The sequence below is a fragment of the Marivirga sericea genome (assembly GCF_900177665.1).
In the GTDB taxonomy this organism is placed as follows: domain Bacteria; phylum Bacteroidota; class Bacteroidia; order Cytophagales; family Cyclobacteriaceae; genus Marivirga; species Marivirga sericea.
This window is the reverse complement of record NZ_FXAW01000001.1, coordinates 416491-440492: the sequence shown is the minus strand read 5'-3', so window position 1 is coordinate 440492 and position 24002 is coordinate 416491. Positions and strand designations below refer to the sequence as shown.

The 24002-nt window shown below is 35.6% G+C and carries 21 protein-coding genes; 3 read left to right on the top strand and 18 right to left on the bottom strand.

Annotated features, from left to right (window positions below; translation table 11 throughout):
* Nucleotides 1–2: 2 nt before the first annotated feature.
* The 8 genes from B9Y84_RS01735 to B9Y84_RS01700 form a co-directional block, all read right to left on the bottom strand.
* Nucleotides 3–1391, bottom strand: a complete 1389-nt coding sequence (locus B9Y84_RS01735) for a sodium-dependent transporter (RefSeq protein WP_085515368.1) — start codon at nucleotides 1389–1391, stop codon at nucleotides 3–5.
* 95 nt (nucleotides 1392–1486) lie between these two features.
* Entirely contained in the window at nucleotides 1487–2371 is an 885-nt protein-coding gene (locus B9Y84_RS01730; protein ID WP_085515367.1) for a bile acid:sodium symporter family protein, read from the bottom strand.
* Nucleotides 2372–2402: 31 nt separating this feature from the next.
* Nucleotides 2403–3728, bottom strand: a complete 1326-nt coding sequence (locus tag B9Y84_RS01725) for a hypothetical protein (RefSeq protein ID WP_085515366.1) — start codon at nucleotides 3726–3728, stop codon at nucleotides 2403–2405.
* 6 nt (nucleotides 3729–3734) lie between these two features.
* On the bottom strand, nucleotides 3735–4640 hold the full coding sequence (locus B9Y84_RS01720; RefSeq protein ID WP_085515365.1) for an AAA family ATPase: 906 nt from the start codon (nucleotides 4638–4640) through the stop codon (nucleotides 3735–3737).
* A gap of 121 nt (nucleotides 4641–4761) precedes the next feature.
* Nucleotides 4762–5895 carry a DUF4221 family protein gene (locus tag B9Y84_RS01715; protein ID WP_085515364.1) on the bottom strand — a complete coding sequence of 378 codons (1134 nt, stop codon included), beginning with the start codon at nucleotides 5893–5895 and terminating at the stop codon, nucleotides 4762–4764.
* A gap of 548 nt (nucleotides 5896–6443) precedes the next feature.
* On the bottom strand, nucleotides 6444–8159 hold the full coding sequence (locus B9Y84_RS01710) for a sensor histidine kinase (protein ID WP_085515363.1): 1716 nt from the start codon (nucleotides 8157–8159) through the stop codon (nucleotides 6444–6446).
* Between the two features lie 149 nt (nucleotides 8160–8308).
* Complete coding sequence (locus B9Y84_RS01705; protein WP_085515362.1) at nucleotides 8309–10270, bottom strand: N-acetylmuramoyl-L-alanine amidase; 1962 nt, start codon at nucleotides 10268–10270, stop codon at nucleotides 8309–8311.
* The gene (locus B9Y84_RS01700) at nucleotides 10267–10641 is read right to left on the bottom strand and encodes a BlaI/MecI/CopY family transcriptional regulator (RefSeq protein ID WP_085515361.1); all 375 of its coding nucleotides are present in this window, start codon (nucleotides 10639–10641) and stop codon (nucleotides 10267–10269) included. Before B9Y84_RS01700 ends, B9Y84_RS01705 begins: the two co-directional genes overlap by 4 nt.
* Before the next feature lie 308 nt (nucleotides 10642–10949).
* Between B9Y84_RS01700 and B9Y84_RS01695 the strand changes: the two genes are divergently transcribed.
* Nucleotides 10950–13085: an amino acid carrier protein gene (locus B9Y84_RS01695; RefSeq protein WP_085515360.1), complete on the top strand. Its 2136-nt coding sequence runs from the start codon at nucleotides 10950–10952 to the stop codon at nucleotides 13083–13085.
* On the opposite strand, the gene B9Y84_RS01690 is transcribed toward B9Y84_RS01695, so the two are convergent.
* Together B9Y84_RS01690 and B9Y84_RS01685 are read right to left on the bottom strand one after the other, a co-directional pair.
* Nucleotides 13086–13799 (bottom strand): LytR/AlgR family response regulator transcription factor, encoded by a 714-nt coding sequence (locus B9Y84_RS01690; protein WP_085515359.1) that lies wholly within the window; start codon nucleotides 13797–13799, stop codon nucleotides 13086–13088. It abuts the gene before it with no gap.
* Nucleotides 13792–14823, bottom strand: coding sequence for a sensor histidine kinase (locus B9Y84_RS01685; protein ID WP_085515358.1), 1032 nt, complete (start codon nucleotides 14821–14823; stop codon nucleotides 13792–13794). Before B9Y84_RS01685 ends, B9Y84_RS01690 begins: the two co-directional genes overlap by 8 nt.
* Nucleotides 14824–15034: 211 nt before the next feature.
* Here B9Y84_RS01685 and B9Y84_RS01680 point away from each other — a divergent pair, with 211 nt between their 5' ends.
* Nucleotides 15035–15916: an alpha/beta fold hydrolase gene (locus tag B9Y84_RS01680; RefSeq protein ID WP_085515357.1), complete on the top strand. Its 882-nt coding sequence runs from the start codon at nucleotides 15035–15037 to the stop codon at nucleotides 15914–15916.
* A gap of 181 nt (nucleotides 15917–16097) precedes the next feature.
* On the opposite strand, the gene B9Y84_RS01675 is transcribed toward B9Y84_RS01680, so the two are convergent.
* The 7 genes from B9Y84_RS01675 to B9Y84_RS01645 all read right to left on the bottom strand — a co-directional run bounded on the left by B9Y84_RS01675 (nucleotide 16098) and on the right by B9Y84_RS01645 (nucleotide 21222).
* Nucleotides 16098–16442, bottom strand: a complete 345-nt coding sequence (locus B9Y84_RS01675; RefSeq protein WP_085515356.1) for a serine hydrolase domain-containing protein — start codon at nucleotides 16440–16442, stop codon at nucleotides 16098–16100.
* Between the two features lie 65 nt (nucleotides 16443–16507).
* A complete protein-coding gene (locus tag B9Y84_RS01670) occupies nucleotides 16508–17659 on the bottom strand; it encodes a retropepsin-like aspartic protease (protein ID WP_085515355.1) in 1152 nt (383 codons plus the stop codon).
* Nucleotides 17656–18327: a DUF2306 domain-containing protein gene (locus B9Y84_RS01665; RefSeq protein ID WP_085515354.1), complete on the bottom strand. Its 672-nt coding sequence runs from the start codon at nucleotides 18325–18327 to the stop codon at nucleotides 17656–17658. The genes B9Y84_RS01670 and B9Y84_RS01665 overlap by 4 nt, the downstream gene beginning before the upstream one ends.
* A 4-nt stretch (nucleotides 18328–18331) precedes the next feature.
* Nucleotides 18332–19594 carry a hypothetical protein gene (locus tag B9Y84_RS01660; protein ID WP_085515353.1) on the bottom strand — a complete coding sequence of 421 codons (1263 nt, stop codon included), beginning with the start codon at nucleotides 19592–19594 and terminating at the stop codon, nucleotides 18332–18334.
* A gap of 115 nt (nucleotides 19595–19709) precedes the next feature.
* The gene (locus B9Y84_RS01655) at nucleotides 19710–20561 is read right to left on the bottom strand and encodes a LytR/AlgR family response regulator transcription factor (protein ID WP_085515352.1); all 852 of its coding nucleotides are present in this window, start codon (nucleotides 20559–20561) and stop codon (nucleotides 19710–19712) included.
* A 59-nt stretch (nucleotides 20562–20620) separates the two neighbouring features.
* Entirely contained in the window at nucleotides 20621–20818 is a 198-nt protein-coding gene (locus B9Y84_RS01650; protein WP_085515351.1) for a helix-turn-helix transcriptional regulator, read from the bottom strand.
* Nucleotides 20815–21222, bottom strand: a complete 408-nt coding sequence (locus B9Y84_RS01645) for a hypothetical protein (RefSeq protein ID WP_085516015.1) — start codon at nucleotides 21220–21222, stop codon at nucleotides 20815–20817. Before B9Y84_RS01645 ends, B9Y84_RS01650 begins: the two co-directional genes overlap by 4 nt.
* Before the next feature lie 135 nt (nucleotides 21223–21357).
* Here B9Y84_RS01645 and B9Y84_RS01640 point away from each other — a divergent pair, with 135 nt between their 5' ends.
* Nucleotides 21358–21894, top strand: a complete 537-nt coding sequence (locus B9Y84_RS01640) for a DUF1643 domain-containing protein (protein ID WP_085515350.1) — start codon at nucleotides 21358–21360, stop codon at nucleotides 21892–21894.
* Here the strand turns inward: B9Y84_RS01640 and B9Y84_RS01635 are convergent.
* Nucleotides 21866–23893, bottom strand: a complete 2028-nt coding sequence (locus tag B9Y84_RS01635; protein WP_085515349.1) for a penicillin acylase family protein — start codon at nucleotides 23891–23893, stop codon at nucleotides 21866–21868. The two genes, B9Y84_RS01640 and B9Y84_RS01635, sit on opposite strands and share 29 nt — an antisense overlap.
* Nucleotides 23894–24002 lie beyond the last annotated feature (109 nt).

Genomic DNA, 24002 nt, shown 5'->3' with positions numbered 1-24002 from the left:
TTCTAGAATAATGACACATTGAAGAAAATCTGCAGAACACTAATAATAAAAATAGCTCCAACTACAAATGGTGAAACGAAGCGCACCATGAATAAAATCATTTTTTCTAGAAAGGTACCTTCTAATGCAGCATTTCCAAAATATAATTCTTTCTGAAAACCTTTATTTTTCCAAGACCAACCGGCAAATATTGCAATAAAGAATCCACCTAAGGGCAAGGCTAAATCTGAAAACAAATTCTCAATTAGTGTGAAAAAGTCTTTACTTTCTCCCCCGTAATAAGTGAAATTTGTAAAGAAATCTGAAGCTCCTTGTGATAGCATGGTCGGTAAGCCTACAAAGAAAATGAACGTAGCCACTAGGTACACAGTCTTTTTCCTATTGGTCTTAAACTGATCGGTCACAAATGCTACTGGAACCTCCAATAATGAAACCGTAGAAGTTAGTGCTGCAAAGCACAAAAGCAAAAAGAAGGATGCTCCTACGAATGGCCCAACGCTTCCCATGGTTTCAAAAATCCCTGGCAAGGCAACGAATACCAAACCTGGGCCAGCATTTGCTTCTATGCTAGGCTGACTGAATACTAATGGGAAAATCATCAAACCTGCTAAAAATGCAATAGATATATCTGCTATAGTGATTAAAGCTGCTGCTCCTACAATACTATCATCTTTACCAACATAGGAACCGTATGTGATCAAGGCTCCCATTCCTAATGAAAGAGAAAAGAAAGCCTGAGCTAGGGCAGTGTAAAACGTATTGGCATTTATTTCACTAAAATCAGGAACCAAATAGAAAGATAAACCATCCATCGCTCCATCTAATGTCAATCCATAAGAAATCAAACCGAGGATCATAGCTATAAGCAAAGGCATCAAAATCTTTGTCCACCTTTCAATTCCTTTTTGCACACCGCCAGCAACAATCAAGGCGGTTAACACCATAAAGCCGATCGAGAATAAAAGGTTATCTGTAATGTCAGAGACAAAGCTTCCAAAATATTCACCATAATTTACTCCTTTACTGAGCAAGCCCCCAAAACCAATTTGGATAAAATAACCAAAAGCCCAACCAGCCACAACATTGTAGAAGCTTAGGATCATGATACCAGATAATACTCCTAATAATCCAACCAATCCCCATTTACGGTTTCCGATTTTGTTGAATGCTCCAAAAGGATTCAGCCTAGTATTTCTACCAATAGCTGTTTCCGCCAGCATGATGGGTAAACAAATTAGAAAAGCACAAGCCAAATAAATTACCAAAAATGCAGCTCCTCCATTTTCTCCTACTTCATAAGGAAACTTCCAAATGTTACCTAAACCTACTGCAGAACCTGCTGCTGCTGCTATAAAACCTAAACGGTTTGAAAAACCTCCTCTTGATGCCATGTATGAAATTTTAGGTCGTAAATATATAGGATAAATCCAATAGCGCAATATGAAACCTTTACAGATGTGAAGAAATTGTTATGAATGGATAATTTTTAGCCTCTAAAACCTGGGATTACTCGTTTTTGCATTAAAAAAGCAATTCCAAAAGTGGTGATAAAAGAAAAACTACTATATAAAATTGCCATAGTACTGATCGCTGAAATCTCCACTACCTGATTGGCTATAAACAGCGCCAAAACACTATTTTGTAAGCCCATTTCGATTGCAATAGTATAATTAGAGTCATGTCTTAGCCCTAAGAGTTTGCCAATTCGATATCCAAAAAGCATGGTTATAACATTGAAAATAATAAGCGGTATTAATAAATTAAGATGGTCCAGGTAATTTACTTCTTTATTGTCCTCATCTAAAAACACAACGGCTAAAAGCGCGACAATTAATATAATGGGCAAAATATACTTTAATGGCTTTTTTAATGGATCAGTGAATCTTTCTGAAGAAAATTCATTCACTAGCACACCTATAGTAGCAGGGATAATAACAGTATAAAAAACCTGTGCTGTCGTTTGCCAAAAACTTAAATCAATGGACTGCTCCTTCCCTAAAAATAAATAAAAGCTTAGCTTAAGGATGGCTGGAATAGTAAATAAAATAATAAAGCTGTTGAAAGCAGTCATAGAAATGGAAAGTGCCACTCTTCCACCTAACAATTTTGTCACTAAGTTTGAAGCTGTTCCACCAGGACATGCTGCCAAAAGCATTAAGCCAACTTTATAGACAGGATCAATTGGCCAAAAATAAATTAAACCTAGGGCAATTACTGGCATTAAAATCATTTGACTTGCAATGCCAGTTATCACAGCCTTTGGTTGGATAAATACCCTTTCAAAATCTTTAAACTTTAACTCTAAACCAATGCCTAGCATGATCACAGCAATTGCAAATGGCATGATAAAATCTACGAAAGATTGTTGCATTGATTATGTTAATTATAAAAAATTATGAAAATCAATTTTCAGTCCCCTTACTATTCATGCTTCTAACGGCTCTTTCAATACCTGCAGGGGTTAAAGGAAACATCGGAATCAGTTGCTTGATCAATTGAATCGTATAAGTATGTGGCCAATATTTAAGAGGCTCCGGATTAAGCCAAACACATTTTTTGAATTTTTGAGGAATAGCTTTTAGACTTTCCATGCTTAATGAGTTGATTTCGTAAGGGGCCATCGCGGCATCACCCATGATGAATACCCTGTAATCTTTATTATGACTAAGGAGTTTTTCTATTGAAATGGCTTTGGTTCTTCTTTCATCTGTGTAAACCCTATCATAAATGGTATTATGGAAATAATAAACTTCCAAATCATGGGCAAAACGAGTACGCATTTTTCTGAAAAGGTTTTGAACAGTACGTACATAAGGCGCCATTGAATAACCTCCATTATCAATCAAAACAATGATTTTCAGTTCCTCATTTTTCTCACTTGACATTTCGGGAATAAACAAACCACCACGCTTTAAGCCAGATTTAATGGTTTGGGGAACATCCAGTTTCTCCGTTGCACTTTCTTCAATAACCCCCTTAATAGAGGCTAATGCTGCATCTATATTATTATCATTCAATGTAGAATTTCTATCAATTGGAAAATAATTTTTATCACCCATCACTTTCCGGGCCATCTTCCCTCCTCCTTGGCCACCTACTCTGATGCCGTTTTTGGCAGCGCCTCCATGTCCATAAGGTGAAATTCCGCCAGTTCCAATCCAATGGCTTCCACCACCGTGTCTGGTTTTTTGCTGTTCACGGACTTTCTCCATTCGCTCTAGCAATTCCTCTAAAGATAATTCGGAGTAATCTGCCATCTTATCCAACTTACGCTCTGCTACTTCCCCGTCTTCATCCATCGGATCACTATCTTCCTGATCAGGATTGTCTTTATCCCAGATCTCTTTGCCCGAAACTACTTCCTTAATATCGTAACTGGTCAAATGTACCTCGTCCAAAAATGTACTAACCAGCTCTTCATCCGTAAAATCTCGATCTGCTTCCTCAACGTAATCCGTTTTCCACTTTTGGAAAGTTTCAGATCGCAAAATGGCATCTTCTAAGGTTTGACCTGGCTTGATAGGAATATAAAGGAAGTAAGCATAATAGGCTTTCGTAAAGGGTCCTAGGTCTGATGATTCCTTTACAATAATCCCCTTCAAAACATTATAAATATCACCTAAAGTCTTGACTAGGCCTTTTTGCATAGCCTTCCGTAATAAAAGCAATGTTCTGACATCTGCTTTTAGGCCATGGGATCGGAAATGTTCAGGTAATGAGCTGAGCATAAATATTTAATTTAAATTCGTACCAAAGCTCTCATCAGCCCCTATCATTCTGCCTACCCTTTCCATATCTTCTTGAGTTTTGATCAAGGCTCCAATTCCTTCCAATCCTGATATTTTCTTAACAGCCTCTGCAGGAGCTATTTGACTCATGTATTTCAGCCAATTTAAGATTTCGCGAGTTGTCGGTGCTCTCTCCAAACCTAACCTTCTCAAATGATAAAATACATCTAAAGCTACACGGACTACTTTTTCATCCATTCCAGGGTGATGTTTATCAATGATTTTGTTCATCGTATCCTGATCTGGAAAATCGATATAGTGATAAATACACCTTCCTTTAAAGGCAGTTGGCAACTCCTGCTCACGATTGGAAGTAATGACTATAGCAGGCATATCCTCCTCAGAAACCTCAATGATTTCACCTGATTCAGGCATTATAAATTTCCTATGACTTAAGGCATACAGTAGATCATTAGGGAATTCACGAGGTGCTTTATCAATTTCATCAATTAGTAAAACAGAATTAGGCTTGCTATAAGCAACTGCTGCAGGACCTTTTACAACATAATCCTTCAAAGATTCAGGATTACGATCTCCCGTAGTCAATTTGTTGTCCAGCCCCTTTTCTTCGCGTTGAGCATTCAAAATTTCGATTTGAGAGTCACGCAAATACTTAACGTGGTCAAAGCGAGCTACAAATTGTTCTACATTGCTTTTCGAACCAACAGGATAAACTTCTAAGTCCAATCCCCTGTCCTTTGCATAATGAATAGGTAATTCGGTCTTTCCCGTTCCAGGTTCCCCCTCTATTAGAAGAGGCATTCCTAAAGTTCTTGCCATGTGAAATGCCTGCGCTAAAGCTGGGTCGCATAAATATTTTTCGGATCCTGTCCAATGAGATGTTTCTGCCATAATGATTAAAACTGACTGATATGATTATAGTTCCAAAATGAACAAGCAAAATTGAAATTAAATGTTTGGACTTGCAAGTCTGCAAGTGTTGAGGTGATTAAGTTTGTAAGTGTTGAGGTTGTTAGTTTTTCAATCCTATTCGTATAAAACCTAATTCATCTTCCATATTTAAATGGAAATGGACTTTTCCGTCTTTTACAAAAAGAGGTTCGGCATAATCTTTAAACTTCATCAATTCTTTTTCACCGATTAACTGCAGATATTCATCATATACCAGCATTGAAACTTTATAGGTAGAGTTTTCTCGCTTATCATCATAAATGGTCTGATTTGTAAATCTGTAAAATTTTCTGGTATCCTCATCCCAAAAAAACTCTGTAAATCTTACTTCTTCGCTTATCGAATAGATTATTTCAACTACTTCTTCTCGAGATTCAGAGCTGTTTTTATACTCTTTTTCCTTTCTTTCTGGTATTAACTTATGAGCAAATGTTCTATATTCCAATTCATTGGTTTTTTCATTATAGATATACAGATCGTTATAGGCAGAATTTGAAATAATAATACTATCTCCTTTAAAACCGAATTGAACTCGCTCATGATGATCTGTTAGGTATCCCCCATTTCTTCGAAAAACAATTTTATACCTTTTCAACTTATCAAATTGGGATAGCAATATCCGTTTCGCTTTCTTTTCTTCAATATCAAGTAGAAACATAAGTGGTTTAAAATTATCAGTACCAAAATGCATGCCTGCAATGAGTGAACCGTCTTTATTAACTGAAGCAAATTCAAAGCTTTCGGAGGCAGTAAAATCTCCCTTTATCCAATCTTTGTTAAAATTCACATTTTTCACCTGGTTTCCCTGCAAATCAAAAACCTTAAAAGACTCAAAATCCTCAATTCCAATATTACCATTTGGAAAAATTTTTAAACTCCTCACCTGGTTTGAACCTAATCCATTTGGTCCATCTTTTTGAAAATTTACTTTTTTGTCAAGCTTATAATTTTCAATGTCAAATACTTCAAGCACGTAATTTTCATTATCAAAATTATAAAACTTAGTTTTATCGAAGGAGACCGCTGGGTTGTCCATATAGGCTCCTGCCATTATTATTTCATTTCTAGAATCTAGCTGAACTGTATCAATTTCCAATTCAAAATTAAAATAAGCTGATGTGGTTTCTTTTCTATTTGCTGATTCACAAGACCAGAGGATAGTACTAAAAAAAGCTAATATCAATAAATTCTTCATAGAAAGTGGTTTAACTTGCTAATTAACGGTATAAAGAAACTGAAATTTGATTTTACTCTTTAAATCATAAGATGGTAATTTGGGTTCTCTTGAAAAATATAAAGTATCTTTAATATATTTTTAAACGAAAATTAAAGCATCATTTTTGAAATATAATTATGTTTAAGATCTCAAAATTAGTGATTTTGGGTATCATCTGAAGTTTAAGAAATTATAGACATATGTGTATTCCAAATTAAATTTTGTGCTTTATATCTTTTCTTTTTGCTTGAACAAAAAGAAACAAAAATTCAAGACAAAAATATGCTACAACCCACACCCTCGTCTGGCCCGCATTTTTGACCCCCAACCCGCTCTCTATGAGCAAATTTTATTTGGCTTGAAAGCTTTGTAGTATTTATCAAGAAAGCCCTAATTTGAAGGAGATATACCGATAGATCGGCACAAACAGGATAAATTAAGACTTTTTAAGAAATTAAGTCTTAATTTGCCAGTATACACTTTCCAATTCTTTGGGAACGGTAGCTCTATTAATCAGGAAACTTGAACTAATTTTTCATATTAGGCAAAACAAAGCTAATAGTAGTGCCTTCTCGAGGCTTTGATTGAATCTGCACGCGGCCTTGTAGCTTACTAACCGTCTCTTTTACAATGTATAAACCTAATCCTGAACCTGCATTATCATCAGTAGCTCTGTAGAACATATTAAAAACCTTGTCGATATGTTCCTGTTCTATTCCTCTTCCATTATCTTTAATATTAATCAAAGCCTCGTGATTTTCTGAAGAAATATCAATATCTATTTTAGGGGATTTTCCATTTCTGTAGCGAATGGAATTGGAAATTACATTATTGATAATCACCTTCAATCTCCACGGGTCTGAATAAAAAGGATCCTTCAAATCAATATTTAAAGTCTTTTCGACATCTTCATTTGTATTGGAATACTGAAGTTGCTCAAAGGATTCCTTTATTATTTTTTCGAAATCAATAGGTTCCTTTCTAACTTCAAGTCTTGCGTTTCTTGATTGATCTAGTATTTCTGTGATAAAAGTATCTTGTAATTGTGCACTTTGCTCAATTTTCGACAAATAAATCGACTTCATTTCTTCACTTTCGTCAGATTTAGCCAAATTCAATAAACCCAACATGCTAGCAATTGGAGCTCTTAAATCATGCGAAACTCGATAAACGAAATTATCTAGTTCTGCGTTAATTTTCCGTAATTCTGTATTGGAAGATTTTAATTCTTGTTCTGCATTTTTGCGCGTGGCATTTTCACTTTCCAGTTCTTTTGTTCTGGTTTGCACAATTTCCTCCAAATTGCTATTTAAACTTTTTAGCTCATTTTGTGCTTCTGTCCTTTCTCTTTGAGTTGCAGAAAGAATAATGGTCGAAACACTAATCACTCCTAAGAAAATCTGTAAAATCAGCATGGCATTACTTGGCGTTTCCATAACAAAGGGACCAATACCTTGTGTTGTCATGTACACTGATATTAAGCCAATTATTATTGTTCCTGTCATGGCAACCGATAAATGAAAGCGAAAAGCCATCCAAAGCAATAAAGGCAAAACGAGAAAAGGTATAGATTGCTGTACAGGATATCGTAAACTTTCTTGATTCAATAGGACAAATACAATGACTAAGGCCAAGCTGAAAAATATAATTTCCATGAAATGCCCCCTATTCAGTTTTTTGGCTATTGGTTCTTTAAAGGATAAAATAAAAGGTGTAAAAAGTAGAATCCCTACTAAATTACCCACCCACCAAGAAACAAAGCGTGTAAGAAACTCATTAGCACCAAATAATCCTTGATAATAAAGGGCACCAGTACCGATTGCCGCACTGACCAATGCAATAATAAACCCTACTCCTAGGAAGCGAAATATGTTAATAGATTTATTGAATAATTGATCTTTCTGAATCCATTTCTCGATCAAGTAATTACCTAATAATGCTTCTAAGGTATGACCAGCTGCAATAACTGAGGATAATAAAATAACGGAATCAGAGGCTAAATCGCCAGTATTCCAATAAGCGAGAATATTAGCCAAAAGTGCTCCAATGGTGATGCCCGGCCAAGCTTTTCGCCCGAGCAGAATCAGAAAAGCTAAAGCTAAGCCTGATGGAGGCCAAGTAGGCAAAATATAGATATCTTCAAATACTAGAAAGTAGCCTAATCGGGCAAAAAAGAAATAACCCAAGGCTACGAATAGTATTATTAAATCTTGTTTATATTTAACTATAGCTTTTAGCTGCATTACTTAACTCACTTATTATTAGTTAAATATGAAACTTTTTTCTGAAACTATTTCTATGAATTTGTAAATTTTATCGATTAATGATTTAAAAAAAGCGGTATAAGTGTATTTGACACACTTATACAGCCTTTGAATGAAACTAAATATTATTATTTTGCGGCCATTATTGCATCCGACAATTCTTGAGCAATTTCTTTCATTCCTTTTTCTGAATTTAAATATTGTTCAGATTCTGGATTTGAAAAATAGCCCATACTGAATATTACTGCAGGACATTTTGCATTTTTCAAAACATAATATCCACTTGAATAACCCACTTTCAAAATTTTATTTTCATTCTTCATTTCTTGAGCCAGTAATTCTGAAAAATATTTGGAGTGGGAGGCATTATCATTCTGGTCATTATAAATAGCAAGCATGCTGTTTTCGTCCTTATATTCATGCGTTTCAATATGGAGCGAAATAAACAAATCTGAGCTTTCTGAATTACTAACTCTTTCCTCCAAACTCACTACTTTATCAACATCTCTTGTAAGAATGATTTCTATCTCTTCTGATTCTTTGAAGTTTTCTGCTACTTTTTGTGCCACTTTTAATACAATGTCTTTTTCATTCAGCGCTGATGACTTCATGCCACTGTCCTTTCCACCATGCCCTGGATCAAGTATTACTCTTAACTTTTGATCTGTTTTGCGCAAGCTCAATTCACCAGACTGGTCACCATTTTTACTCAACTTAAAATCAATATCCAAAATATACTTCAATGGATCTAGAAATCCATCAGCAGCATCTTTCACTTCATAATGTAAATGTGAACCCGTAGATCTTCCGGTAGTCCCTGCCTTTCCGATGATATCTCCTCTTTTAATTTTATCCCCTATACTTACCTCCACTTCAGACAAATGAGCGTAGACGGTTTCATACATATCACCATGCTTAATTCGTACAATTTTCCCCCAGGCAACTTCACTATTGATCCCAGCTTCAATCACAATACCATCTGCCGTTGCTAAAACAGGATTTCCTCTATAGGTTTTCAAGTCGATACCTTCATGAAATCTTTCCACTTTTAAAATGGGATGGATTCGATTTCCAAAGCTTGCCGTTAGTTTTACTCCTTCTGCATCCTGCAGAGGAAAAATAGAAGGCGTATAATTCTCAGATGGATTTATTGCATATTCAAAAACATCTGAAACATCGCTCTTTAAAGGCGCTATGAACTCCGCATTTTCTTTATTGGCAAAGGAAAATGTCATGAGCGCTAAAACAGGCAAAATCAATAAGTAATGCCACTTTGAAAGATTTTTAGTTCTATTGATCATTTTAATTCTTGTTTTAACAGTGTTCAATTTGAAATAGTTAACATAAGAAATTGCTTTATGTGCATTAATTTGTTGGAATAGTATTTCTTGATAGCCGATTGGATCTTGCTGCAAGGCTATCACTTCTGCATCAGCTTGAAATTCATGAGTTTCAATTAATCTATTCCTGAATAAATAGAGCAAAGGATGGAACCAAAATATGGATAGTATGATTTCCATCAATACCCTATCAATAGAATGCATCTTCTTGACATGAACCAATTCATGCTCCATAATGGTATTAAATGACACTGAATTTAGCAGGCTCTTCGGAATGAATATAGATTTAAAATAGCTGAAAGGGCTTTCAACTGGACTGCAATATATCCTATATCCATTTTTATTAATTTCTTTAGATTGTCTTTTTAACCTAACGAGTTGAAAATGACTATAAATCAACTTCATTAAAAATAAAAGACTGATCAATGAAATTCCCAGTACAATCAATTCTGTAGTAAAATCTGATTGATTTAATCTTTCAACTGGTAGAAGTTCGGCTTCTGTAACGGAAAATTCAGTCAAGTTGGCCAGTTCATGCCAAATAGGCTTTTCAACTTCCTGATAAGATTGATAGGATTGAAATTTCGGAATCAACATAAATGGAATTATGAAACCAATAACTAACGTAAAGATTAAATAAAACCTATTAATGCTGTGCCGTCCACTCTTATGAAAAATCAATATATAAATCAAATACAAGATGGCCTGGATAGTGATTACCTTCAGAAAATATATCAATAGAACATTCATTTGCCTTTCTTTTTAATTTCATCATCAATCATTTTTCTAATTTCCTTTAATTCATTAACTGATAATTCTTTTCTGGAAGTAAAAAAGGAAGCAAACTGTTGGTATGAGTTATTGAAAAAATTACTGACCAATCCCTTTATGGATTGATTAGAATAATCCTCTTTGGTGATCAGCGGATAATAATGTTTAGCTTTTCCATGTAAATCAAAACCTATTATACCCTTTTTTACCAAAACATTCACAACTGTACTGATAGTAGTATATGCTGGTTTAGGTTCATCATATTCATCTACTATATCTTTTAGATATGCTTTTTTGAGCTTCCAAAGATGTCTCATGAGTTGCTCCTCTGCTTTTGTCAATTCTTTCATAGCTCAAGTATATTACTATTTAAATAGTAATACAACTATTTATTAAATTACTTTACTATTTTTATAGTAATAGAATAATGGTCTATTTCGAATGATCATTTAAAAAAAGAACATAATTCTGTCAGTAAAGAATTAAGGACTGATTTAGTGGCGGTTGGTCAGCAATAAAATAATACCTAGCTTTGAACAAAATTAGAGGACGACTGTTAATTTTGTAACAAAATGTATGTAATAACGCTAGTTATCCTATAGTAAATCCAAAATAAGTAAAGTCTAAAATCAGTTTTTAATTAACTCTCAAGTTATCTATGAACAAAATTTTAAGAGTATTACTCATCCCACTACTTCTCCTTTTTTTATCCCAATCAACTTTGCATGCCAATTCACAGCGCACTAACGATTCTCTGCAAGTAGAGGTAGAAATAATCAATCCCTCTACTACTATCAATAACGGAGAAATAAGACTAAAAGTGACTGGTGGTGAAGAACCCTATCAATACAAATGGTCTAATCAAAATACTGCTTTAACAGCCTCGAAAGCATCAGGACTTATTGAAGGCAAGGAATATACAGTTCAAATTTCCGATGCTAACAATCAGGTCATCGACAAAAAAATCACCATAGAAGCCGAGTCCATTACAGAAAACTTCAATGCTGTTTTTGATCCAGCAGTTGAGGTAATGGGAAACGTACTGTTTTGGGATCCATTTGCTGCTATTGGTCTATACGACCCCGTAGTCATGACCGATAAGGAAATGATTAAAACTCCTGACTGGAATGCACGAACGGATAAAGTTTTCCTTCTTAAGGAAAAATTAGTGCAAGACGGTCAGCAAGTCAAAGAAGGTGATCCTATCGCCATTGTTTCTATTGATAAAAAAGACGCTGATACAGTGAAAGCAACAGCTGATGGAGAGATCAATTTTAATGTAGCAGAAGGAAAAGTTATTTTTAGCCCTGATAATACAAGAGATCTGATAGAACAAGGCGCGCAGTTTTTCGCCAGTATTAAATTTGACGAAGAACAACCTTTGCTTTACGCAAATGGAGATATAAGGGAAAATAGTATTCCATTTATAGTGGTCTGGCTTATTGCTGGTGCGGCTTTCTTTACAGTAAGAATGGGCTTTATTAATATTAGAGGGTTCAAACACTCTATTGATCTGGCAAGAGGAAAGCATAGTGATCCAAATGCCCCAGGTAAAGTAACGCACTTTCAAGCTTTAGCAACAGCAGTTTCAGCAACTGTAGGTTTAGGAAATATTGCCGGTGTGGCTGTGGCAGTATCAATTGGTGGCGCAGGTGCAACCTTTTGGATGATTTTAGCCGGTTTCTTAGGCATGTCTTCGAAATTTGTTGAATGTACATTAGGCGTAAAGTATAGAGAGATTAAGGCTGACGGAAAAATATTTGGTGGGCCAATGAATTATTTACGGTACGGACTTGAAAAAAGAAATATAAAAGGAGTCGGAAAAGTTTTAGCTGGGATCTTTGCTGTCCTTTGTATAGGGGCTTCCTTCGGTGCTGGTAATATGTTCCAATCCAATCAATCTTTCCAAATTATGGCTTCTCAATTTACGGTATTGGAAGGTTGGGGATTTTGGTTCGGAATCGGTTTGGCTGTTTTAGTCGGTATTGTTATTATCGGTGGTATCGAAAGTATTGCCAAAGTAACAGAAAAAGTAGTGCCGATTATGGCTATAGTTTATGTTGTTGCTGCCTTAGTTATAATTGGAATTAATTATGAAAATATAGGTCCTGCATTTTCGGCTATTTATAATGGGGCATTAAATTCAAGTGCATTAAAAGGTGGATTTTTAGGCGTATTGATTATTGGATTCCAAAGAGCAGCCTTTTCAAATGAAGCAGGTGTGGGTTCTGCAGCCATCGCACACAGTGCCACTAAGACACATAACGCCCCCTCAGAAGGTTTTGTAGGATTAATGGAGCCATTTATTGATACGGTTGTGGTTTGTACGCTAACTGCCTTAGTATTGATCTTTACAGGTATGCACGAAGTGCCTGATGTCACAGGTGTGAAATTAACTGCGCAAGCCTTCGGTTCTGTGATTGGTTGGTTCCCTTATGTATTGGCAATTGCAGTTTTCCTTTTCGCTTTTTCCACCATGATTTCATGGTCATATTACGGAATGAGAGGATGGACATATCTATTCGGAAAAACCAACAAATCAGAATTAGCATATAAAATCACTTTCTTGGTATTTGTTGTAGTGGGTGCATCAGTAAGTTTAGGTGCCGTTCTGAGCTTTTCGGATATGATGATTTTGGCCATGTCAGTTCCCAATATGATTGGACTTTACATCATGTCGGGTGAAGTAAGAAAAGACTTGGCGCACTACTTTAAGAAAAAGGATGCGGGTAAGTTAGGCCAACCAGACGATGATCTTAAGGCGGATGTATCTGCAATAAAAGGTGACGAATAGTTAGCCTAGAATTCTATTCAAGACTTCCTGCTTGTTTTGTCTTGAAATGGGCAACTGTTTGGATTTCACATTCAGACAGTTGCCTTCTATTGATTCCACCTTGCTAATGTTCACTATATAGCTTTTATGGGATCTTATAAATTGATCTAGAGGCAATTTTTCTTCCATGCTTTTCATAGTCATTAAAGAAATGGTCTTCTGTGAATCTGTATGAATAATCACATAATTCTCCATTGCCTCCACATAACATATTTCATTGATTACCACCTTCTCCAGTTTTTGCTCTGATTTCACAAAGAAGTAATCTATCTCCCTATTTTTTTCAGATTCCTGATTGTTTGAATTCTCCAAAACAAATCGATCTTTGGCTTTATTGACTGCTTTTAAAAAGCGATCAAAAGGATAAGGCTTCACTAGATAATCGATCACATCCAATTCATAACCTTGCAAAGCATAGTTTGGGTATGCTGTGGTAAAAATCACCATTGGCGGCTTAGAAAGTGATTTTAAAAATTCAATTCCAGTGATTTTAGGCATTTGAATATCGAGGAAAATCAAATCGATTGATTGTTCAGATAAGAGTTTATTAGCTTCTAATGCATTTTCGCAATAGGCAATAAGCTCTAAAAACTCAATCTCAGCAACATATGATTTTAAGCCCTCGGCTGCGAGGTGTTCATCTTCAACAATTAAAACTTTCAATTTCTTACTCATAATCAGATAGGTCTAATTCAAGATTTACTCTAAATAATTCATCTGTTCTATTGATCTCCAGCTGGTATTTATCAGGGAAAAGCAATGCAAGTCTTCTTTTCACATTAGGTAAGCCAATTCCTCCCTCCTTTCGTGGTGCTGATTGCTTGTCAAAAGTATTAGAGAATTCTACGCTTAATTTACTAAAATTTCTAGTCATTCTAATTCTCACTATATTAGACTTATCTGTATCGGAAGAAAGATGCTTAAAGCAGTTTTCTAAAAAGGGAATCATCAATAAAGGAGGCAAAGAAAAACCTTGTAGCAATCCCTCCTTTTCAAAATGGACTTCCAATCGATGTGCCCTTCTTAGTTTTTCTAATTCAATATAGTTCTCCAAATAGTTAATTTCCTCTTCTATGGTAATTTTATCACTGCTGAAATCATATAATTGAGACCTTAACAAATCTGATAACTTAATGAGCATATCAGCTGCTTTATCAGGATTCATTTTGATTAAAACATATACGCTATTGATAGTATTAAACAAAAAATGAGGATTGACTTGGGCTTTCAAATAGCTAAGCTCAGATAAAAGACTTTCTTGCTTTCGTTCCTTTTCAAACTTTTGCTGACGAGATTTGTCTATCATAGATTTGATCCCAATCAAAACTCCTCCCATAAAAAGATTAGAGATCAAAAATACAGAGAATACGGTAAGAAACTCTTTTCCGAAATAGAGTGGCATTTGATCTCCTAAAATTAAATAGATTACTCCATACATCACAAACGAAAGGAAAATTGCGAGTAGGACATATCCAATAAAGAACAGCCATGGTCTTCCCTTTTTAAAACTGAAAGCTGTCAATACATATTGCGATATGTAATACATCAACGCATGCGAAAAAACATAGACTGAAGTGACCAACAGTAAATCAAGTTTATTTTCATAAAAACGGTTGTAGCCAGCCGCTGCAATGGAAAAGTAAAGTAGCCATCCAATTAGATGATGAATTTTGTACTGAGTTAATCTTTTTAAAATCATTCCCTAAAGATATTAAAGAAGATACTATTCACAACTTGGCTTGACGAACTGCTTGTATGAATTGACGAATGGTATTTGGAAGTAATATTTCATAAGTCTCTTAGCGTTTTGTGCAGGAATGCAGTTGGTCAATACAATCAAACCAATGGTCAATCAAATTTAATTAACTCAAAATTCAGTGCTTCATTTGAGCAAACAAAACAGAAAAGTCATGAAAAAATTATTCTTAAAATTACCAACAGCACTATTGAGCATTGCCCTTTTAATGATGGCTACAGAAGCAAAATCCGAAAAAATACTCAGCACCACCATAGTTGGAAAAGGACAGCCTATGATTCTCATTCATGGAATGTCTTGTTCCGCTGAGGTATGGAATGAAGTAACCGAATACTACAAAAATGATTACCAAATTCACCTGGTTACTTTAAAAGGATTTGGAAATAAAGAAAGCGTAGAAAGTGAGCATTTCCTGAAAGAGGTTAGAAATGAGTTAATTGACTATGTAAAAACCAATCAATTAAAGAATACCATATTAATGGGCCATAGTATGGGAGGATTTCTATCGTTATGGGCAGCTTCAGAGGCTCCTGATCTTTTTTCCAAAATCATATCAGTCGATGGAATTCCCTACTTCCCTGCTATTCAAATGCCAGGGCTCACTCCTGAAAGAGCACAAAGCATGGCAAAACAGATGCAAGCAAATATGAAAAATGTGAGTGAAGATGCTTTTGCACAGCAGCAGAAAATGATTATCGCTGGAATGATTGCAACTGCAGACAAAAGAGAACAAGTAGTTGAAATGGGAATTAACAGCAGTAGAACCGTTACGACTCAAGCTTATGGAGAAATGTACACCACCGATATCCGTTCGGAAATGAGTAAAGTTAATACACCTGTTTTAGTATTGGGCGCATGGGCTGCTTATGAACAATATGGAAGTACAAAACAAGCAGTTGAAAGTAATTATGAAGCTCAGTGTAAGGACATCGAGAATGTAAAAGTAGCGGTAGCGGATGAAGCTTACCACTTTATTTTCTACGATGAGCCTAAGTGGTTTTTTAATCAGGTGGACAGTTTTTTAGCTTCAAAATAATTGAAATCTAGAGTGTGATATCGAATCACACTCTATTCTTATTCACCAAAAATAATAAAATCATGATGATATTGTCCGTATTATTAAGTGTGGCAATTACATTCTACATCCTCATAGCAACAGGGAAAATCAAAAAAATAGAAAAGTGAAAAAGCCTTCCATTATCTTTTTCTAATTGGCTCTAAAATAATCCTAAGCAGTGTCTTACAGTAATTTGTTTCGCAGGAGCAGGATAATCAGGAAAGAAATCTTCAACAGTATTGTCTAAACTTATCAGATTCCCTTCCAGCATCTTTCCTAGGGCTATGGAGGTCAATGGTTTTGTAAGACTGCCCGTTCTAAACTGCGTTTGGCTCGTAACTGGAACAGCATTTTCCAGATCAACATAGCCCATGGATTCACTCCAAATCATTTCACCATCAATCATTACTGCAACTTGCAGCCCAGGAATATTAGTTTGCTTTTGATGTTCCAGAATGAGGAATCTCGCTTTGGCAATTGCGTGATCATATTCTTGTGCTACCAAAGACTAGCTCAATAAGAAATATGAAATTAATACTGTGATTCTTCTGACCATTACTTCGAAACAGATTAATTATTAATAATGAATTCTTTTCCACTTAATTTCACAAGCTTTAAGCTGTCCGTATTAATTAGGGCCCCAACATGCATCCTATAATCACAATAATTAGCATATAGATCAGCTGGTATTTTGCCATTTACCGTGCTTAAAGTATCCCCCAATTCGAATGGCAAATCTTCTGTTGTTCTATTAACCACCCACTGATTATCATTCAAAATACCAGGAATAAATCGGACACTAGGCTGAATGCTTACAGCCATTCTTTCAACTAATCTTATTAAATCCTCTTCATAATTGATGATTACATCGAAATGCTTTAAAAATTCATTACCTAACAGGGCTTTACCATTTGCAGAGAAATTAACAGGGAGTGTAGTTTTAAAGCCATCAATTTCAATTTCCAGTTGTTTTTCAATTAACGTATCGGTTTTAGCACCATAAATACCCGTAGTAGATCGATCGAAAAATAGTTTATTACTGCCTTCAAATTCTTTGGCTAAGGCTATGGGCAGCACTAAACCACCATTATAGCCTACATCAAATAGGATGTTCTGCGCTTCCTTTCCACCTATTTTCATACTAATCAGTGGCGTTCCAGAAAGCAATGGGCTATCAAATTCAATATTGTAAGCTGATTCTTTAACTTCAAAGGGTTGATCTGAAAAATAGATCATCTGATGTTCATAATCAATTCTCCAGTGGGCAAGCTTCATAATATTGGCTCCTATGATGCCATGCTGCGCTATGCAAGGACTGGCAGACTGTTCATCATATTCTACTTTTCCTGCACCAACATTATAAAATGCCGTTTCTCCAAAAACTAAAGAGTCTATTCTAGTGACCTCAATTATTCTATTTACTCCAGCTGCGGTAGAATTGGATTTGGTAGTGATGGTTTTCAATCCAAGCGACTCTGCCAATCCCTTTTCAATTTTGCTATTGAAAGCACCTGTATCAAAAATAAATTCTCGCTCTGTGCTATCTGCATTCACTGTGGCTTTTACTACAATCAAGTCCTTTCTCATCTCAAAAGGAATAGCTTCTACAAATTGCTGACGCTTTAATTCTCCTCCACTCAAGAGCTGAACATTTTTTAGATATGTGCAGCTTATCAAGGTGCTAGAGAGGACGATTACTAATAAATAAAAAATACTTTTCATTCTGTCTTAAATTTTAATTCTGTTTTATATGTCCAATATATTATAAATGGAATTCCGATAAGGGAAGGTAAAGCGAAAGCCAAAAATGGATTCATGAATTCAAATCGTGTTACCATGGTGGAAAAAAAGGCTGTGAAGGTTGCTATGTAGCCTCCCATCATATTTCCTAAATGATAAGTGTACCAATGATAGCCTTTTTCAGGCTTCAAAATAAATGGTTTCATATTGATATAGCTCAGGTACATGCCTCCTAGGCCGAAACCTGCGGAAAGCAATACGCCAGGTACATTTACATCTGGTGTGACCGCATAGTAAACGGCCATGCAAACAAATGAAAAGTTGGCTATGAAATTTATTGATCCCGCCATCCAATCGAACCATCTCGCTTTCTGGCCTTTGTGAAGCTTTTTCAATTCTAATATGCGTACTCCAGCAAAAACACTGTAGTAGCTGATGAAAGCGATTAAAAATAAGAACTTATTGAATTTATAAGAAGCTATTGTGATTCCAGTGATAAAGACCACTAACATCGCCAATGCATATATTTTCCCAGCTTTTTGATGCGTTCCCTTCCCTTTGGTGGAACTGATGGCCACTGCGCCACTCAATAAAGCAATTGCCCCTGCGCAAATATGCACGTATAATATATTTTGAACTATGTAATTCATCTGATTAACGAGTATTTAGGATTCTATTCGGATAAATAACCAATTGAATTATATTGAATTCAAATTGATCCACTCTGGATACCTTTCCGGTAGGATTAGTAATTTTTTGTGACGGATAATATCGAAGATTAGTCCGTAAGATCCAGGTCTTCAATGGAGATGGTACTATGTCCCAACCAAAAATTATCCCTGGCGAAATCATGCTAGTTCTGGCTACTTCATTTGTCATCACATCATTCTCAAATTCCGCTGCACCCCATCTTTCATAGCTAATGCTTGGTCCAATGAATGGTACAAATCCATTGTAATCCCAGAAGAATTTTATCGCTTCAACTGCTAAGGAATTTCTTCGAATTACATGCTCAAGGCCATAGCTATTCGAGTTTGAGCTGTAATCTCTATAACTAAAGCCAAGGTGAAGCCCTGCATCATGGAATAAATAGCCAAGACCAAAGTCCCAATTGAAAACGCCTTTATGCCGTGGTAAAGACTGCTGCTCACCTTTAGAGAATTGTGGGGCCTGCAAGAAATAGGCTGCACTCGGTGCGATACCAATAGAAAAGCTATTTAATTTCCCTTTACTTCTCAATTCGTCTTCCTTTTTCTCGGTAGATCCATTTTTATAGCCTTTCTCATTTTTTAGAGTGGTGTCAAAAAACTTTACAACCCCAACTGAAAAGTAATTTTGAGGTAAATGAAATATCTCTCGCTGATTTCGGCTTGTATAAAATTTTTTTTTGTTCGTAGGTACCCACATGAGTTCCGCATTCAGTTGCCATCCCTTATAAGCATAGGAAACCCCCGCTAAGGGCGATGCAGTAAAAAATAAATCATCTCTGCTCCCTAGCTCTTCATGATCCAACTTGAAAACCATCTGGTTAACTGAAACACCAGCATAAGGTCTTAATTTGCCGAATTCCATTCTCCATGGATAATATCGAGCACTTAAATCTGCCCCTGGTATGAAAAGGTATTCGGTTTCTTCCGCAACTTTTTTATCCCCCAAATGACCAAGAGGAAGGTTAACATTGAAATCCCATTTTCCCCAGAAATGTAAGCCCCCTATATTAAACCTAGGAGAAAAAAGCGTTGGAAATTTATTGCTTGATCCGTCAGATATAAAACTACCCTGAGCTGGTACTATTTGCGTATTAAATCCTACATAGGTTTGGGCAAATCTATGCTTGCTTTTCTCCTGCAAGTACACTTGTGCATGCAAGAAATTAGAGGTGAAGACCATAATCAATGCCATTAAAATCTGCTTCATTTTTTACTTTTGTGTTTGTGAATGATGAAGCAAATATGATTGATCAAATCAGCATTTGAGCAAATTGAGTGCTGTTTGGTATTAAGGGGAACGATTAGGTATGAAAAGGAAGCATCTATTCAGGACGATTGATTTTTTCCTTTAATTCGGAAGATTTTGATCTTGCTACAGGTATGGGATTACTGCCATATCTAAGCACTACTTCAAAGTTTCTGGCATTACCCTGAACTTTCTGAACCTGATGGAGATTAATGAGAAAACTTTTATGACAATGGAAAAAGGTATCATTGGGAAGTTGCTCGGCCAAGTTTTTTAATCTATTTCGAATGAGCTCTTTCTTGATTTCCTTTGCTTCATTCAAATAAAATAATTCTAGGTAATTACCATCTGACTGCGCCCAAAGAATTTCAATAGTCTTTAACTGTAAAGCAATCTGGCCATTTTCAGCAGTAATGGAATGAGTAACATCCACATCTCCATTTTCTGCTTTTACTTTTTGATTCAACTTTTCAGCTTCCTTGAGTTGTTTCCTTTGATAATTGTACTGCTCAAATAAGACCATAAAAAGAATAGGGAAAGCACTAAATAAAAGTGTTTTGATGAAAACCATTTTAAATAGCTCCCAGGGACCATGCTCTGTAACATTGATACTGAAAAAAATAATGAAGATAGTTAATACTATAAGAACCAGCACTGTAAATATCAGTAGAACCTCTTTTCCTAAAGTCCAGCTATCCTCCTCCATCGATTTAGGCACGATAAATTGCAAAAGCCTGACTGTAAACCAAACCAATATTGAAGCAATCAAGCCAAAGCCTAATGCAAAAGCTACAACATAATTGAGCGGCAGACTATTAAATCCCAGTGGTCTAAAAAGCAAAATCAGCAGAAAAGTGAAAATTCCGGGGATGAGAATACTCCCGGAATTGAATATAAATGGATGAGGCTTTTTAAATATTGAAAGCATAAAGCAAAACTAATACTTGCATTTAAATTGTTTATATGATTTCAAGTATTCTTAATAAACTACTTATTATGATATTCAAATATCTCTTCAATCGACTTTGAAAAGAACTTCGACAGTTTAAATGCCAAATCTAAACTAGGATCAAACTTCTCCTTTTCAATGGCATTGATGGTTTGCCTCGATACTTGCACTGAATTGGCTAAATCAGCTTGCGTTATATTATGCTCAGCTCTTAATACTTTAACGCGATTTTTCATTTATATCGAAATTTTCCTACCACCATTGCTATTAAGTAGGTAATGGAAATAAGTATTACTAAAAATGATATCTCTGCATCAAAGCCTATCATATTGGTAATATCCATCACTGAAAAACTTAATCCGCCAATCACTCCTACTCCAAGTGCAATTGCCATGGCATCGAAAGTGATTTTTTTATCTAGCTCATCTAAACCATTTATATGATTTCGGTTGGCGAAGATCATTCCGACCCCGAGACCTAAATTAAGAAAAAAGGCTAAATAGGTCAGCAGCTGATTTCCTTCCCAAATGAATTTAGGGCCAAAGGTAACCAATGCCATCGTTAGGACCCATCCCACTGTCCAAATTGCTAAATTTTTGATGTTTTTCTTTTTCTGCTCTTGCCAGTTACTTGTCTCCATAATGTGTTGTTTAGTCACCATAATGTAATGTTCTATTGTCTAAAAGTAAAGTTTTATTTACACAAAGAAAAACCAAAGAACTACAAATGTCAAGTTTTATTTACATTACTTTTGAAATATTGCTTATATTAGACTATGGACTGGATTTATGACACAGAAAAAACGGGAAATTACCGGTATTCTTTAGGTAAAAGAGGAGAAAAAACCTTGCTCTGCATAGGTGTTAATCCTAGTCAGGCTAGTCCAGAACAATATGACGGTACAGTCTCTTCAGTGGAAAGAATTGCCTTCCATAATCACTTTGATAGCTGGATTATGCTCAACCTCTATCCTCAAAGAAGTGCCGATCCAAATTTGCTTCATCACAAAATTGAAAAGAAATACCATGAAGAGAATCTAGAGATCATTGAATCCTATCTTGAAGAGAATGAGGTATTTATATGGGCAGCATGGGGAAATCTTTTTGATTCAAGACCTTTTTTAAAGCACTGTCTATCAGATATTTTTAATATGAGTCAATTTTACGATTGTCAATGGTTATCTGCTGGAGAGCCCTTAAAAGCAGGTCACCCAAGGCATCCTTTGTACCTAAAAAAGACTACAGTCTTATCTAAATTCGATATGGAACACTATATGGAAACTGTCATTCAACCTGAGGATGATATATCCTAGCTGCATTTTTATAAATCTCCTCTTTATCTAAAGTCATTGGTTTCATTTCTTTATTCACAAACATTTCCATTTGATCCGTATAATGCGGACTTTCAGGCTTAGAAGATGCTCCATAAGGCATGATGGATTCTAATTTTGGCAACCCCTCACCAAATTGAGCCAGTAAAATATAAGATTCTCCTACATAAGTCTTTTCCTTCAAGCCCTCTCCCATTTTCTGAGTATACATGGGCGCAATCACGTCTGGCAATCCATCAATTGCTATTTCAACATCTCCTCTTTTATGGACTTGTAATTTCGCTAAGGGTACTTGAATAGTACCAAACTCCTCTATTAATTGAGCCTGCGAAGTTTTTACTATTTCAATAGCAGTAGCACTATCGATTTCTTGACCCTTAGCATTATTAATCAATACTTTCATTAATCCTGCTTCAACACTTTCTTTTTCTGCTCTTCTATCCCAATTTTGTAATAAGGTCAGGTATTTCTCGATTTCAGGATAATCGCTAGTCTTTAATTTAAATATGATATTGACATCTTCTTCAAATTGAAATTCATCCGGGTATTGAATATCAAATTTTATCCTCTTGAAATCTTTATAACTCAATTTCAGTTCTTTACTCATCAGGTTTTGAAAACGAATACTTCTGTTGTTATCCTTTAATGAAAAGCCCATTTCTGATGGGAATTTTACCGGATTCAGGTTTTCTTTCTTGCCTGTGGCATTAAATGGCGAATTGTTCATATTAAATAAATAGCCTGCCTGCGGATCGGTATAACTAGGTAAATCTTCATAGGAATGATATTCAGTCCAAAATGTTGTTGATGTATCACCAGGCAATACACTTTTCCAATCATAGTGAGGATTACGAACAGGTAGTTTGGCGTTACTAACATAGTAGATGTGATGATCTCGATCAGCATAGACCACATTGAAGTCAGGTAAGGCCAACCGAGAAATTACAGATTGAAATTCATCTAGGTTTTGGGTTTTAGTCATTTCATACCACTGCTGAATAGCTTTCAAATTTCGATTAGCACTAAAGCTTACTGCAAAATATCCATTTTCATTCTTTAAAGTGGGGCCATAAACACTATTGTAATAGGTTTTAGACAGAGGAATCGTTAAACCCCATATTTTAACTTTCAATTTGGCTTTACGTTTCTCCAAAGGCAAAACTTCCCCGTCAAAATAATAGTGATTCTTATGATCTTGATGCATGCGTAGCTGATAAATATCCATTTTATCGGGATGATTGACTGTATGTGCCCAGCCTAAATTTTCATTCACTCCATGAAAAATGGTAGGGCTGCCTGGGAACAATGAGCCAAGCATATTCAGTCCTTCGTCACTATGCATATGTACCTCATACCAGCTGGCAGGTCCCTCAAAAGGTTGATGGGAATTAACAGCCAAAAAGCTTTCACCGCTAGTCGTTTTGCTTTTGCTTATGGCAATACCATTCGAGCCAATTCCTACATAAGGATTATTAAATGACTTATTAGCTACAATATCGCCTAAAACCTTATCAGCTCCATTCATGGCAGATAAAGAAAGAACGAAGGCCACCAAAAGGTCATCCTGGTTCACAGGAAACAGTTTTCGGTGTAATACTTCTTCTGTATGGGTTAATGCGTAAGCATTTATTCCTTGAATGTAGCCATCCAATAAAGCTAAAAATTCAGTAGACAGTTCATTTTTTTTTGCTTCCACTAGTTCAGGAGCACCAATAAACTGGGTAAAGAAATCGATTCCTGCTCCATCTTTTCCGAATTGTCGACCCGCCATCAATTTTCCCGCAGTCAATGTAGATTGGATAGTTTTAAAATCATCTTCAGCATGCGCCCATGCTAATCCATAGGCCACTTCTGCATCAGTTTCAGCATAAATATGCGCCACTCCCCACTGATCACGCACTATATCAATATTTTCAGGTGAGATTTGAGAATAAAGGGAGGAGAAATGGAAAGTAAATAAAAGTAGAAGTAGATTTTTCATCTAATGAATAGCTATAGAAGAGGTTAAAACAATAAATTTATTAAGGAAAATTCAATCTGAGTACAAATTGCTATATTATTGCATTCATAATATCACTTTTTCTCTCAAT